Source organism: Solirubrobacter pauli, from assembly GCF_003633755.1.
GTDB classification, from domain to species: Bacteria; Actinomycetota; Thermoleophilia; order Solirubrobacterales; family Solirubrobacteraceae; genus Solirubrobacter; species Solirubrobacter pauli.
The window spans coordinates 1,516,295-1,530,219 of record NZ_RBIL01000001.1; the positions used below are offsets into that span (position 1 = coordinate 1,516,295).

The 13,925-nt window shown below is 71.7% G+C and carries 14 protein-coding genes; 9 read left to right on the plus strand and 5 right to left on the minus strand.

The window, feature by feature from the left end; translation table 11 throughout:
- Positions 1 to 3 precede the first annotated feature (3 nt).
- The 4 genes from C8N24_RS06990 to C8N24_RS07005 all read left to right on the plus strand — a co-directional run bounded on the left by C8N24_RS06990 (position 4) and on the right by C8N24_RS07005 (position 4,418).
- Positions 4 to 939: a sensor domain-containing diguanylate cyclase gene (locus C8N24_RS06990; protein ID WP_121249341.1), complete on the plus strand. Its 936-nt coding sequence runs from the start codon at positions 4 to 6 to the stop codon at positions 937 to 939.
- Between the two features lie 69 nt (positions 940 to 1,008).
- Entirely contained in the window at positions 1,009 to 1,380 is a 372-nt protein-coding gene (locus C8N24_RS06995; RefSeq protein ID WP_121249343.1) for a YciI family protein, read from the plus strand.
- Complete coding sequence (locus tag C8N24_RS07000; RefSeq protein WP_121249345.1) at positions 1,377 to 2,606, plus strand: RNA polymerase sigma factor; 1,230 nt, start codon at positions 1,377 to 1,379, stop codon at positions 2,604 to 2,606. Before C8N24_RS06995 ends, C8N24_RS07000 begins: the two co-directional genes overlap by 4 nt.
- A gap of 36 nt (positions 2,607 to 2,642) precedes the next feature.
- Positions 2,643 to 4,418 (plus strand): NAD(P)/FAD-dependent oxidoreductase, encoded by a 1,776-nt coding sequence (locus C8N24_RS07005; RefSeq protein ID WP_121249347.1) that lies wholly within the window; start codon positions 2,643 to 2,645, stop codon positions 4,416 to 4,418.
- Here the strand turns inward: C8N24_RS07005 and C8N24_RS07010 are convergent.
- The 4 genes from C8N24_RS07010 to C8N24_RS07025 all read right to left on the minus strand — a co-directional run bounded on the left by C8N24_RS07010 (position 4,406) and on the right by C8N24_RS07025 (position 7,984).
- Positions 4,406 to 4,720 carry a GlsB/YeaQ/YmgE family stress response membrane protein gene (locus tag C8N24_RS07010; RefSeq protein ID WP_121249349.1) on the minus strand — a complete coding sequence of 105 codons (315 nt, stop codon included), beginning with the start codon at positions 4,718 to 4,720 and terminating at the stop codon, positions 4,406 to 4,408. The two genes, C8N24_RS07005 and C8N24_RS07010, sit on opposite strands and share 13 nt — an antisense overlap.
- A gap of 9 nt (positions 4,721 to 4,729) precedes the next feature.
- A complete protein-coding gene (locus C8N24_RS07015; RefSeq protein WP_121249351.1) occupies positions 4,730 to 5,926 on the minus strand; it encodes an RNA polymerase sigma factor in 1,197 nt (398 codons plus the stop codon).
- Positions 5,923 to 6,279 carry a YciI family protein gene (locus tag C8N24_RS07020; RefSeq protein ID WP_121249353.1) on the minus strand — a complete coding sequence of 119 codons (357 nt, stop codon included), beginning with the start codon at positions 6,277 to 6,279 and terminating at the stop codon, positions 5,923 to 5,925. Before C8N24_RS07020 ends, C8N24_RS07015 begins: the two co-directional genes overlap by 4 nt.
- Before the next feature lie 82 nt (positions 6,280 to 6,361).
- Positions 6,362 to 7,984 carry a long-chain fatty acid--CoA ligase gene (locus C8N24_RS07025; protein ID WP_121249355.1) on the minus strand — a complete coding sequence of 541 codons (1,623 nt, stop codon included), beginning with the start codon at positions 7,982 to 7,984 and terminating at the stop codon, positions 6,362 to 6,364.
- An 87-nt stretch (positions 7,985 to 8,071) separates the two neighbouring features.
- Here C8N24_RS07025 and C8N24_RS07030 point away from each other — a divergent pair, with 87 nt between their 5' ends.
- From C8N24_RS07030 to C8N24_RS07045, 4 genes are all read left to right on the plus strand, one after another.
- Positions 8,072 to 9,619, plus strand: a complete 1,548-nt coding sequence (locus C8N24_RS07030) for a D-glucuronyl C5-epimerase family protein (protein ID WP_121249357.1) — start codon at positions 8,072 to 8,074, stop codon at positions 9,617 to 9,619.
- Positions 9,620 to 9,657: 38 nt separating this feature from the next.
- Positions 9,658 to 10,587 (plus strand): acyl-CoA desaturase, encoded by a 930-nt coding sequence (locus tag C8N24_RS07035; protein ID WP_121249359.1) that lies wholly within the window; start codon positions 9,658 to 9,660, stop codon positions 10,585 to 10,587.
- Entirely contained in the window at positions 10,584 to 11,786 is a 1,203-nt protein-coding gene (locus C8N24_RS07040; RefSeq protein WP_121249361.1) for an SAM-dependent methyltransferase, read from the plus strand. The genes C8N24_RS07035 and C8N24_RS07040 overlap by 4 nt, the downstream gene beginning before the upstream one ends.
- Positions 11,787 to 11,924: 138 nt before the next feature.
- Positions 11,925 to 13,118: a DEAD/DEAH box helicase gene (locus C8N24_RS07045; protein WP_147447673.1), complete on the plus strand. Its 1,194-nt coding sequence runs from the start codon at positions 11,925 to 11,927 to the stop codon at positions 13,116 to 13,118.
- A gap of 74 nt (positions 13,119 to 13,192) precedes the next feature.
- On the opposite strand, the gene C8N24_RS07050 is transcribed toward C8N24_RS07045, so the two are convergent.
- A complete protein-coding gene (locus C8N24_RS07050; protein WP_211339865.1) occupies positions 13,193 to 13,543 on the minus strand; it encodes a c-type cytochrome in 351 nt (116 codons plus the stop codon).
- Positions 13,544 to 13,608: 65 nt separating this feature from the next.
- Here C8N24_RS07050 and C8N24_RS07055 point away from each other — a divergent pair, with 65 nt between their 5' ends.
- A complete protein-coding gene (locus tag C8N24_RS07055; protein ID WP_147447674.1) occupies positions 13,609 to 13,914 on the plus strand; it encodes a hypothetical protein in 306 nt (101 codons plus the stop codon).
- Positions 13,915 to 13,925: the final 11 nt, after the last annotated feature.

A 13,925-nucleotide genomic window follows, 5' to 3' on the forward strand; every position in this document is an offset into this window, starting at 1 on the left:
TCGATGGACCGGATTCTGAGCCGCCGTGAGGTGATCGCCAGCGCGATCGGCCTCGCGGCGGCGCTGTCGTTGTGGAGCCCGCTGGGGCTCGCGGCGCCGCTGCTCGTCATCCCGCTGTTCGCGGTGCTGTGGTTCTTCGCGCGCGAGCGGCGGATCCGCACGCAGCAGGTCGAGACGCTGCGGGTGATCCTGCAGCACGCCTCCGACCTGATCCTGATCGTCGAGCGCGACGGCCGCGTGCGCCGGGTGCTCGGCGCGTCCGCCGCGCTGCTCGGCGACGCGGAGTCCGGGCACCTGATCGACCACGTCCACGCGGACGACGTGGCCGGCGTGCGCCGCTTCCTGGCGTCGGGCAGCGGCGAGGCGGAGTTCCGGCTGCGTCACGCGGACGGCGCCGTGCGCCACGTGCACGCGGTCGCCGCCGACCTCACGCGCGACGACCGCGTGCGCGGGCTCGTCCTGACCATCCGCGACGACGAGGCGCGCCAGGCGCTCCGCCACCGCGCGTGGCACGACCCGCTGACCGGGCTCGCGAACCGCGCGCTGTTCGACGAGCGGCTCGCGGAGGCCGACGAGCCGGCGGTGCTGTTCATCGACCTGGACGGGTTCAAGCCGGTCAACGACCGGCTCGGGCACGCGGCGGGCGACGAGGTGCTGCGGATCGTCGCCCGGCGGTTGCAGACGTGCGTGCGCGCGACCGACACCGTCGCGCGGCTGGGCGGCGACGAGTTCGCGCTGCTGGTCGAGGCCGGCTCCGAGGACGAAGTCGCCGCGCGGGTGGCGGACGCGTTCGCCGACCCGTTCGCGGTCGGCGGCGAGCTGCTCGTCGTGACGGCCAGCGTCGGCGTCGCGGTGGGCGGCGAGGACGTGCTGGCCGCGGCCGACCGTGCGATGTACGCCGTCAAGCGACGGGACGAGCGGCAACGCGCCATAAGCTGAGCCGCTGTCGAAATCGCGGAGGCCCGGTCGTCGCGCTGGTAGACCCGCAACTGAAGGAGACTGCGCACCATGGCTCGCTTCCTGCTCTTCATGTACCCCGTCATCAGCGACGAGGAGTACGCCGCCGGACCGTCGCTCGAGGACGTCGAGGCGATGAACACGTTCAACCAGGCGCTCCAGGACGCCGGCGCGCTGCTCGCCGCCGACGGGTTGGCGCCCGAGTACACCCGCGTGAGCGAGGGCGGCGTGACCGACGGGCCGTTCAGCGAGGCGAAGGAGCTCGTCGGCGGCTACTGGATCATCCAGGCCAAGGACCACGCCGAGGCGGTCGAGTGGACCAAGCGGATCCCGCTGTCGGGACAGTCGTTCGTCGAGGTCCGCCGGATCATGGAGCTCTCAGACTTCCCGGAGGAGATCGCCGCGGCGGCCGAGATCAAGTGACCTCGTCGCGCGAGGCCGTCGAAGCCGTCTGGCGGATCGAGTCCGCCCGGTTGATCGGCGGCCTCGCGCGGATGGTCCGCGACGTCGGCGTGGCCGAGGACCTCGCCCAGGACGCGCTGGTCGCGGCGCTCGAGACGTGGCCGCGGACCGGCGTGCCGGACAACCCGGGCGCGTGGCTGATGGCGACGGCCAAGCATCGTGCGATCGACCTGATGCGGCGCAACCAGCGTCTGCAGAGCAAGCAGGAGGAGCTCGCCTGGGAGCTCGGCGTCCAGTTGGCGATGGCGCGGCCGGCGGCGCTCGGCGAGGAGATCGGCGACGACGTGCTCGCGCTGATGTTCACCTGCTGCCACCCGGTCCTGAAGGTCGAGGCGCGGGTGGCGCTGACCCTGCGGATGCTGGGCGGGCTCTCGACACCCGCGATCGCCCGCGCGTTCCTCGTGCCCGAGGCGACGGTGGCGCAGCGGATCGTGCGCGCCAAGCGCGCGCTCGCGGATGAGCACGTGCCGTTCGCGGTGCCGAGCGGCGAAGCGCTGCAGCCGCGGCTCGCCTCCGTGCTGGAGGTCGTCTACCTGATCTTCAACGAGGGCTACACCGCCTCGGCCGGCGAGGACTGGATGCGACCGGACCTGTGCGAGGACGCGCTGCGGCTCGCGCGCATCCTGGCGCGGCTGGCGCCGCAGGCGAGCGAGGCGCACGGGCTCGTCGCGCTGCTGGAGATCCAGGCGTCGCGCACGGCCGCGCGGACCGACCGCGCCGGCCGCCCGGTCCTGCTGCTCGACCAGGACCGCCGGCGCTGGGACCCGCTGCTGATCCGCCGCGGGCTGGCGGCGCTGGCGCGGGCCGAGGCGCTCGGGCTCGGCCCCTACGGGCTGCAGGCCGCGATCGCCGCGTGCCACGCGCGGGCGCGGCGGGCGGAGGACACCGACTGGTACCGGATCACGGCGCTCTACGAGCAGCTCGCTCGGCGCTCCCCCTCGCCGGTCGTCGAGCTCAACCGGGCGGTGGCGATCGGCATGGCGTTCGGACCGCAGGCGGCGTTGGCGCACGTCGACCAGCTCCAGGACGCGCTGCCGGGCTACCACCTGCTGCCCAGCGTCCGCGCCGACCTGCTGGCCAAGCTCGGCCGGACCGAGGAGGCGCGCGCGGAGCTCGAGCGTGCCGCAACGCTCACCGGCAACGCCGCCGAGCAGCGGCTGCTTCGCGCCCGCGCCGCGGCCCTGTAACGTCCGCGCGGTCAAGCGGCAGGGAGGAGAGACCCCGTGAGCGACGTTGACCAGTGGCTGTCGGACTTCGGTGCTGCGCTGAGTCGCGGCGACAGCGCGGGCGCTGCGGCGCTGTTCCACGAAGAGAGCTTCTGGCGCGACCTGGTCGCGTTCACGTGGAACCTCAAGACGGTCGAAGGACCGGAGGAGATCGAGGCGATGCTCGACGCCACGCTCGAGCACACGCAGCCGAGCGGCTGGCACACCACGGAGCCGCCTGACACCGCCGACGGGATCACGACCGCGTGGATCGCGTTCGAGACGGCGACCGGCCGCGGCAACGGCCTGCTGCGCCTGCGCGACGGCAAGGCGTGGACGCTGCTCACCGCGCTCTACGAGCTGAAGGGGTTCGAGGAGCCGCGCGGCACGCACCGGCCCAAGGGCGTGGTGCACGGCGCCGACCCGGACCGCGTCACGTGGCTGGAGGCGCGGCAGCGGGAGGCGGAGGAGCTCGGCTACACGGTCGATCCCGAGGTGGTGATCGTGGGCGGCGGCCAGGGCGCGATCGGCCTCGGCGCGCGGCTCCGCCAGCTCGGCGTCCCGACGATCATCTGCGAGCGCAACGCCCGCCCCGGGGACTCGTGGCGGCGCCGCTACAAGTCGCTCTGCCTGCACGACCCGGTCTGGTACGACCACCTGCCCTACATCAAGTTCCCCGAGAACTGGCCGGTGTTCTCGCCGAAGGACAAGATCGGCGACTGGCTGGAGATGTACACGCGGGTGATGGAGCTCAACTACTGGGGCTCGACGGTCGTGCGGTCGGCCTCCTTCGACCCCGACGAGGGGCGCTGGACCGTGCAGGTCGAGCGCGAGGGCCAGGCGCTCACGTTGCGCCCGCGCCAGCTTGTCCTCGCCACCGGCATGTCCTCGCAGCCGAACGTGCCCGAGATCGAGGGCATGGACGTCTTCAAGGGCGACCAGCACCACTCGTCCAAGCACCCCGGTCCGGACGCGTACGCGGGCAAGCGGGCGGTGGTGATCGGCTCCAACAACTCCGCGCACGACATCTGCGCGGCGCTGTGGGAGGTCGGCGCGGACGTGACGATGGTGCAGCGCTCCTCCACCCACATCGTGCGGTCGGACACGCTGATGGAGATCGGGCTCGGCGCCCTGTACTCCGAAGAGGCGCTGGCGGCCGGGGTCACGACCGAGAAGGCGGACCTGATCTTCGCGTCGCTGCCCTACCGGATCCTGCACGAGTTCCAGATCCCGCTCTACGACCAGATGCGTGAGCGCGACAAGGACTTCTACGACCGCCTGGAGGCTGCCGGCTTCTGGCTCGACTGGGGCGAGGACGGCTCGGGCCTGTTCATGAAGTACCTCCGGCGGGGCTCGGGCTACTACATCGACGTGGGCGCCTCGGAGCTGGTCGCCGACGGCAAGATCAAGCTCGCCCACGGGCGCGTGGCGCGGCTCACCGAGGACGCCGTCGAGCTCGAGGACGGCACGGTGCTCGGTGCCGACCTCGTCGTCTACGCGACGGGTTACAACTCGATGAACGGCTGGGCCGCGGAGCTGATCTCGCCGGAGGTGGCCGACAAGGTCGGCAAGGTGTGGGGCCTCGGGTCCGCCACGACCAAGGACCCGGGCCCCTGGGAGGGCGAGCAGCGGAACATGTGGAAGCCGACGCAGCAGGAGCACCTGTGGTTCCACGGCGGCAACCTGCACCAGTCGCGGCACTACTCGCTCTACCTCGCCTTGCAGCTAAAGGCGCGCCTCGAGGGGATCGACACGCCCGTGTACGGGCTTCAGGAGGTCCATCACCTCGCCTGAGGAGGACCTGACGGCTTGCGCTCCGGTGACATGCCCGTGCGCCGGAGCACGAAGCCCGCGATCGGCAGCACGATCAGCACGCCGATGATCGCGGAGAGGATGCCGCCGAGGTCGAAGACGTCCTCGTCGCCGATCCCGAGCAGCTTGGTGAAGAGGAACCAGCCCACGGCCGCGCCGATCAGGCCGAGGACGAGCGAGACGAGCCACGACGCGGGCCCGCTCATGTGGCGGAAGACGTCGCCGGGCATGAGGACCCGCCCGATGACGCCGGCCAAGAAGCCGAGGATGAGTGCTCCGATCATGCCTCGACGCTACCCGAGGGTCGCGCGGCGCGCGGCCAGAGCGGCCCGCTCGTGCGGAAGGGCCGACAGCGAGAGCGCCGTCGCGTAGGCCGCATCTGCGCCGTCGATGTCGCCGAGGCGGCGCAGCAGCTCGGCCCGCGCGGCGTGCAACGGGTGGTAGCGCTCGAGGCCGGACACGGTGTCCAGCAGTGAGAGCCCGGTCGCTGGGCCTGCGGCGAACCCCACCGCGATCGCACGGTTGATCGTGATCACAGGAGACGGGTCGACGCGTGCCAGCTCCGCGTACAACGCGGCGATCTGCAGCCAGTCGGTGGAAGCGAACGCCGGCGCCTGGTCGTGCAATGCCGCGATCGCGGCCTGGATCACGTACGTGCCCGGCGAGGGCAACCGCAGCGCCCGCTCGAGCACCGCCACGCCTTCGTCCACCAACCCCCGGTCCCACCGCCCTCGGTCCTGCTCCTCCAGCGACACGAGCTCGCCGTCGCGCACCCGCGCCGACGACCGCGCATCGGTCAGCAGGACCAGCGCGAGCAGCCCGTGCGCCTCGGCGGCGTCCGGCATCAACCGCGCGAGCAGGCGCGCGAGCCGCACGCCCTCGTCGCGCAGCTCGTCGCGGACCGCGGCGTGGCCTTCGTTGAACACGAGGTAGACCACCCGGAGCACCGCGCCCAGCCGCTCGGGCAGCAGGTCGTCAGGGGGCACGCGGAACGGGATCCGCCCCTTGCTGATCTTGTTGCGGGCCCGTGTCAGCCGTCGCTCCATGGCGGGCTCGGACGAGATGAGCGCCCGCGCGATCTCCTCGACCGTGAGCCCGGCGACGCTGCGCAGGGTCAGCGCCATCCGCACTTCCGGGGACAGCGCCGGATGACAGCACGCGAACAGCATCCGCAGCTGGTCGTCCTCCAGCGAGGACCGCTCGAAGTCGATCTCGTCGTAGGTCACGGCCTCTCCCACCTGCATCGCGTGCGCGTCCACCACGCGCTGGTGACGAAGCCGGTCGAGCGCATTGCGCCAGGCCGTCGTGGTCAGCCAGGCACCTGGCCGGTCCGGCACGCCGCGGCGATCCCATTCGACCGCCGCGGCCACGAACGCGTCCTGGACGACGTCCTCCGCCAGCGCGAGGTCGCCGTCGAGCCGGCGCGTGATCGTCGCCAGCACCGCGGCTCGCTCGTCGCGGAAGGCCCGCTCGAGCGAATCCGCGCTCACGCCGTCTGGAATCCGTAGGAGGAGGCGTGGATCTGGACCGAGCCGTACTCGGTGGCCGGCATCCGGCGTGCCCAGGCGAGCGCGGCGTCCAGGTCCTCGACGTCGATGACGTACAGCGAGAACAGGATCTCCTTGGTCTCGGCGAACGGCCCATCGGTGACGATCTCCTCGCCCCCGCGAGTGCGCAGCGTCGTGGCGGTCTCCGGCGAGAGCCCGCCGACGCCGACGATCACGCCGGCCGCCTTCATCTCATCGTTGAGGGCGTTCCAGACCTTCATCTCGGCCTCGAACTCCGGAGTTCCCATCTCCGGGCCCTCGCCGTCGCGGTAGTGCAGTGTGAGTACGTAGTGCATGGTGGTACGACGCGGCTATCCCGCGCCACCCGACACACCTTGCCAGAGTTGGCACGTTGCCACTCTTGACCGAACGGAGCGTTCAGGCCGTAGCCTTGCGCTCCGCGAACCGCTCGCGGAGCGTCTTCTTGGAGAACTTGCCCACGGACGTCTTGGGCACCTCCTCGATCAGCTCGAGGTCGTTCGGGATCCACCACTTGGGCACGCGCTCGGCCAGGAACGCGCGCAGCTCGTCGAGCGTGAGTCCCTCGCCGGGCTCGGGCACGACGCACGCCAGCGGGCGCTCGGACCACTTCTCGTCGGGGATGCCGATGACCGCGGCCTCGGCCACCTTCGGGTGGGCCATGATCGCGTTCTCGAGCTCCACGGAGGAGATCCACTCGCCGCCCGACTTCACCAGGTCCTTGGTGCGGTCCACGAGCCGCACGTAGCCGTCGGGCGAGATCGTCGCCACGTCGCCCGTGCGCAGCCAGCCGTCCTCGGTGAACGACTGGTCCGAGCGCTCGTCGTTGTAGTAGGCGCGGGCGATCCACGGCCCGACCGCCTGCAGCTCGCCGCGCGCCTCGCCGTCCCAGGGCAGCTCCTCGCCCGTCGCGGGGTCGGCGATCCGCAGCTCCACGAGCGGGATCGGCGTGCCCTGCGCGGCGCGTAGGTCGGCGAGCTCCTCTTCGGAGGCGTCGGCGAGCGTCGACTTGATCCGCCCCGTGGTCGCCACCGGCGACGTCTCGGTCATGCCCCAGGCCTGCAGGATCGGCAGCCCGACCTGCTCGCGGTAGGCCTCGCTCAGGGACTTCGGCACGGCGGACCCGCCGCACACGATGTCCCGTAGAGACGACAGGTCCCGCCCCTTGAGCTCCGGCAGCACGCCCATCCAGATCGTCGGCACGCCCGCGGCCAGCGTCACCTTCTCGCCCTCCATCAGCTCGGCGATCGCGGCGGGCTGCATCTTCGGGCCGGGCATGACGAGGTCCGCCCCCGCCATCACCGCCGCCTGGCAGAGGCCCCACGCGTTGGCGTGGAACATCGGCACGACCGGCATCACCCGGTCCTTCTCGGACACCGCGGCCGCGTCCACGCACAGCGCGCCCATCGAGTGCAGGACGGTCGAGCGGTGCGAGTAGACGACGCCCTTCGGGTGCCCCGTGGTGCCGCTCGTGTAGCACATGGCGGCGGCCTGGTTCTCGTCCTCCAGCACGCCGAACTCGGCCGGCGCGGCGGCCGCCAGCAGCGTCTCGTAGTCCTGCACGCGCGGATCGTCGGGGATGTCCTCAGGAACACCGTCGTCCATGACGATCACCTGCTTGACGGTGCTCAGCCGGTCCACGAGCGGCCAGAAGATGCCGAGCAGCGACCGGTCCACGAACACGACCTCGTCCTCGGCGTGGTCGGCGATGTAGACGACGTCGTCAGGAAAGAGACGGATGTTGAGCGTGTGCAGGACGCGCCCCGAGCAGGGCGCGGCGAAGTAGAGCTCGAGATGGCGCGCGGTGTTCCAGGCGAAGGTCGCCACGCGGCCGTCCGGGCTGACGCCGAGCTCGTCCAGCACGGTCGCGAGCTTGCGCGTCCGCTGCGCCCACTCGCCGTAGGTGATCCGCTCGATGCCACCGGCCTGGACGGTCGCCACCCCCTTGCCCGCGAACAAGCGCTCAGCACGATTGAAGATGTGGGTGAGCGTGAGCGGGTACTGCGACATCAGTCCTTGCATGCGGCCTCTCTCCTTCCCGTTCGTCCAGCTCATCTTCCCGCATCGGCTGGCATGGTGGTCCTGGTGAAGTGGTGGAGGGTCCTTGTCGTGGTCGCCCTGGTGGCCGCGGGCTGTGGCGAGGAGCGCGCGCCCGCGCCCGTGCCGACGCCCGAGCGCTACGACGAGCTCGACCGCCTGCCGCCCAAGACCGGCGGCTTCGACGCGCTCGTCGAGCGGCGCAAGGCCTACGAGGCGGCGCGGCGCGCGGAGATCGCGCGGATGCGGCGCTCGAAGACGGTGGAGGGCGCGCTGCGGGTCGCGCGCCTGACGGGACGCATCACAGTCGGGGCCGAGGGCTCGATGCGCGCCGAGTGGCAGGCCGCCAACGCCGCACTCGGCCGCCTGGGCGGGCAGCCGCGCACCGAGCTCGGCTACGTCGTCGGCTCCGTGCGTGCGCTCGCGGCTCAGCGCGCGCTGACCGCCGATCGGCTGCGCCCGACGTTCCTGATCCTGCGCCAGAACGTCCGCTTCTGGAAGGACCAGCCGGTGCCCGCGTCCGGCTGGCGGACGACGTTCGGCCGCGACCCGACGATCTTCCAGTACTACCCGGGCCACGGCCTGCAGGTCCAGCCGCTGGCGAGCTGGGGCCGCGCGAACGCGATCGCCGGCGCGTGCCTGGCCGCGCTGCGGTCGAAGACGACGAAGGACACCTGCCGTCGCGCCGCGCTGACGCGCTCACTGGACCGGCTGGCCTCGCTCGGCGCGCGCCGCAGCGGCTACCTCGCCTGGGAGTACTACTTCGCGTACGGAACCGGCGCCCCGCCGTGGGTGTCCGGGATGACGCAGGCGACGGCCGCGCAGGCGCTCTCGCGCGGCTACCGCGCGCTCGGCCACACGCGCTGGAAGCGCGCGGCGGAGCGGTCGCTGGGCGCGTTCGAGCAGCCGCCGCCGAGCGGCGTCGCCGTCTCCGTGCCCGGCGGCAAGCACTACCTCCTGTACTCGTTCTCGCCCGGCTACCACGTGTTCAACGGCGGCCTGCAGGCCGTGCTCGGCCTGCGCGACACGAGCGCCCTGCTGCACTCCTCCCGCGCGCGCCGGCTGTTCCGCGCCGGTGACCGCGCGGCTCGCCGTCAGGTGGCGGACTTCGACACGGGCGCCTGGTCGTTGTATTCCGAACGCGGCGCGGAGTCCACGCTCAGCTACCACTCGCTGACGGCCGGCTTCCTCGGCGGGCTGTGCGACCGGACCGACGCCCGCGTCTACTGCCGCGCCTACTCGCGGTTCGAGCGGTACGAGCGCGAGCCGACGCGGATCGACCTGGCCGCGCTCAAGGGCACCCGCTGGGATCGCGTGCGGACCGTCCGCTTCACGCTCTCGAAAGTGTCCTCCGTCAAGGTCCGCGTGTGGGGCCAGCGCGGCATCAGCGTGTCCCGCGACTTCGCGAGCCTCCCACGCGGGACGCACTCGTTCCCGTGGAAGCCGGAGGGCCGTGGCCGCTACCGCGTGCGGATCGAGGCGCGCGGTCCCAGCGGGCCGGTGGGGGTCGAGACCCGGACGGTCCGCGTCACGACGCCCGCCGCCAAGAAGAAGAAGCCGAAGAAGCAGGAGAAGGCCAGATCCCGCCGCTCGCCCGGTGAGAAACGCGACCGAGGTTGAGACGCGAAGGCCCGGGCACGTGGCACACTGGCGCGGACATGACGGCGACCCAAACCACGCGCGACGACGTCCAGCCCGTCGCCAACGAGAACCTCGACCGCTTCCTCACCGGGACCGTGACCGTTCTTCCGATCCTGGCTTTGGGAGTGGTCGCCTGGCAGCTGTGGTCTTCGCTGCTCGGCTGGAGCGACCTGATCGTGTTCGCGATCATGTACATCTCGACCGGGCTCGGGATCACGGTCGGCTTCCACCGGCTGTTCACGCACCGCTCGTTCAAGACGGGCAAGGCCGTACGCGCGATCCTCGCCGCGCTCGGCAGCGCGGCGATCGAAGGCCCGGTCATCTCGTGGGTGGCCGACCACCGCAAGCACCACACGTTCTCGGACCAGCCGGGTGACCCGCACTCCCCGCACGTGGACCACGGGCACGGCCTCAAGGGCGCGCTGCGCGGCCTGTTCCACGCGCACGTCGGCTGGCTGTTCATCCACACCCAGCGCGGCCTGAAGACGCGCTACGCGCCGGACCTGATGAAGGACCCCGTGGTGGCGTTCATCAACCGCACGTTCGTGTGGTGGGTGGCCGCGGGCCTCGTCGTCCCGTTCCTCCTCGGCTGGGCGATCGGCGGCACCGTCGCCGAAGGCCTCACCGGGCTCCTGTGGGGCGGTGCCGTGCGGATGCTCGTCCTGCATCACGCCACCTACAGCATCAACTCGCTGTGCCACTTCTTCGGCCGCCGCAAGTACGAGACGACGGACGAGTCGCGCAACCTGTGGTGGCTGTCGTTCTTCACCTTCGGCGAGGCGTGGCACAACAACCATCATGCGTTTCCCACGTCCGCACGGCATGGTCTCTCACGATGGAACTTCGATCCTTCCGCGTGGGTGATCTGGGCCCTCGAGAAGACGGGCCTCGCCTGGGACGTGGTCCGCGTGTCCCCCGAACGTCAGGCCGCCAAGCTCGCGACGTGACGCAGGAGCTCCGCGCAGCACTGGCGGAGGCGCTGCCTGACCGCCCCTTCACGCTCGCCCTCTGGGACGGCAGCTCGCTGCCGCCCACGAACGGGCACCAAGGCCCGACCTTCACGCTCACCTCGCCGGTCGCGCTCGGCCACATCCTGCGCGCGCCGTCGCAGCTCGGCGTCGGCCGGGCGTACGTGAGCGGCGGCATCGAGGTCGACGACATGGACGCGGCGATGGCGCTGATCGCACGCTGGTCGCCGCCGCCGCTCGACAACCCGACGAAGCTGCGGATCGCGCGCGCCGCGGTCAAGGCGGGCGCGCTGCGGCGCGTGCCGAAGGTGCCGGCGATGGAGTTCCGGCCCAAGGGGGCGCGGCACAGCATCCTGCGCGACAAGCGCTCGGTCACGCACCACTACAACCTCTCCAACGAGTACTTCTCGCTCTTCCTCGACGAGTCGATGACGTACTCGTGCGCGATCTGGTCGCGCGGGGCGAAGACGCTCGAGGAGGCGCAGTTCACCAAGCTCGAGCTGGTCTGCACGAAGCTGGCGCTCAAGCCCGGGATGCGCGTGCTCGACGTCGGCTGCGGCTGGGGCGCGTTCGCCATCCACGCGGCGCGTGAGCACGGGGTGCACGTCACCGGCATCACGCTCAGCGAGCCGCAGGCGCAGCTGGCCCGCGAGCGCGCGGCCGCCGCCGGGCTGGCCGATCAGGTGGACATCCGCGTCATGGACTACCGCGAGATCGCGGGCGAGACGTTCGACGCGATCGCCTCGATCGGCATGGTCGAGCACGTCGGCTCGGTCAACGTCGACGTCTACATGGCCAAGCTCGCCTCGCTGCTCAAGCCCGGCGGCACGCTGCTCAACCACGGGATCGCGCGGCTGCGCGTCGGCGACTCCGAGGCCGGCCCGTTCTCGGAGCGCTACGTGTGGCCGGACGCCGCGCCGCTGCACGTCTCGCGCATCCAGACGGCGATCGAGCGCGCCGGGCTGCACACCCGCCACGTCGAGGACTTCCCGGACGACTACGCGAGGACGCTGCTCGAGTGGCAGCACCGCTTCGAGGCGAACATCGACCGCGCACGGCAGCTCGGCGGCGACGAACGCGTGCGCGTGTGGCGCATCTACCTCCGCGTCTCCCGTCAGGGTTTCGAGAGCGGGTTCATGTCCGTCTACCAAGTGCGCGCCGAGAAGCCGTCGCGCTAGCATGTACCTCACGGGCGGCATCCGGCTGCTCGTGAGGTTCGAGCGCACTTGAGTCCGCCACCCGGGCGGTTTGGGGTCGTCACAGCCTCCCCAGATCTTCCGCGGCCGCTCCCCAGTGCCGCCCCCTTAGGAGTTTCTTTGTCAGAGAAGTCTTTCGCCGATCTCGGCCTGTCGCAGCCCGTCGTGGGCGCGCTCGCCAAGCACGGCATGGAGTCCCCCTTCGCCATCCAGGCCCTCGTGATCGAGGACGTGCTGGAAGGCCGTGACGTGCTCGCCAAGTCCCCCACGGGCTCGGGCAAGACGATCGCCTTCGGCGCGCCGACCGTGGACCTGCTGGACCCGAAGCACCGTGCGATCCAGGCCCTGGTGCTCGCGCCGACGCGTGAGCTCGTGAGCCAGATCGTCGAAGAGGTGCGCCCGATGGCCGAGGCCCGCGGCATCCGCGTCGCCTCCGTCTACGGTGGCGTCGGCTTCGAGAAGCAGATCAAGAACGCCCGCGCGGCGCACATGGTCGTCGCCACCCCGGGTCGCCTCGAGGACCTGCTGGCCCGCAACGCGCTCTCGCTGGCCGACGTCGAGATCCTCGTCCTCGACGAGGCCGACCGCATGCTCGACATGGGCTTCCGCCCCGCGGTCGACCGGCTCGTGAAGAAGTGCCCGGACGACCGGCAGACGCTGTTCTTCAGCGCGACCCTCGACGGTGAGGCCGGCCGCATCGCGGGCGAGTACACCTACGAGGCCGTCACGCACGAGCACCGCCCGACCGAGGAGTCGCGCGGCGAGATCGAGCACCGCTTCCGCGCCGTGGACCGCGAGACGCGCCTGCCGGCGCTCGTCGCGGAGCTCAACCAGGCCGAGCTCGCGCTCGTCTTCGTGCGCACCAAGCGCGGCGCCGACCGCCTGGTCAAGCGCCTCGAGACGCAGGGCATCAAGGCCGTCGCCATGCACGGCAACAAGTCCCAGAACCAGCGCGAGCGCGCGCTGGCGGCCTTCGAGTCGGGCAAGGTCAACACGCTCGTCGCCACCGACGTCGCCGCCCGCGGCATCGACGTCGACGGCGTCAGCCACGTGATCAACTTCGACGCGCCGGACGACCGCGAGTCCTACGTGCACCGCATCGGCCGCACCGGCCGCGCGGGCCGCAGCGGCATCGGCATCACGTTCGTCGAGGCCGAGCAGGCCAAGGACGTGGGCCGGATCGCCTCCGCGCTCGAGCTGCACCGCGAGTTCGAGGGCACGGGCTTCGCCACGGCGCGCCCGCACGCCACGGGTGGCCCGGCGCGCCGCAACCGGCGCCGCCGTCCGCCGCGCAAGCACGCGGGGTCCCGCTAGCGAGCTCGCGAGGCGCCGCGCTCACCGCGCGGCGCCCTCGTGCTCGCCGACGCATCGCCCTCTCGGCGATGCGTCTAGGACTTTCCGGCGTTCTCCGACACGTAGTCGGCGACCGCCTGGATCTCCGCGTCGGAGAGCTTGCCCTTGAAGGAGGGCATCGCGCCGCCGCCGTTCTCCGTCTGGGTCTTCACGAGGTCCGGCCCCGGACGCAGGTCGTCCAGGTTCGGGCCGACCTGGCCCTTGGAACCCGCCGCCGCGAGCGTGTGGCAGTTCGCGCAGTTCTGCGTGAACACCTGCGCGCCGTCGGCCGTGCCGCCGCCTCCGCCCTGCGCCGGAGTCGGGGTGCTCTCTGAATCTGAACCGCCCCCGCAGGCCGCGAGGACGAGCGCCGCGCCGAGCGCGGCGATACACGCCGGGGTCTTCACAGGACGCACCCTATCTGGCCGGAGTACCTGTCGGACGCGGCGATTGTCGCCTATGCTCGTCTGCGATGAAGCGCGCATTGGCGTTCGTCTGCATGTTCGTGCTGATCGCGACCGCTCTGGTCGCGTCGGCTGGGCTTGCCCTGACGATGGCGCCCGCGCTGCTGCTGCTCGCGCTGCTCGCGGGTGGCGTCCGGCCGGGCGAGGCGCTGATCGAGCGCCTGCGCGACCGTCGCCGGGCCGCCGTCCCACGCCCGCGCGCCGTGTCGATGCCCCGCCCGCGGCTCGCGCTCGTCGCGCGCCCGGCGGCCGGCCCGGTGGCCTGCGCGCTCGCCATGCGGCCTCCCCCTTCCGCGTTCGCCCTCACCAGCTAGCGAACGTGGCG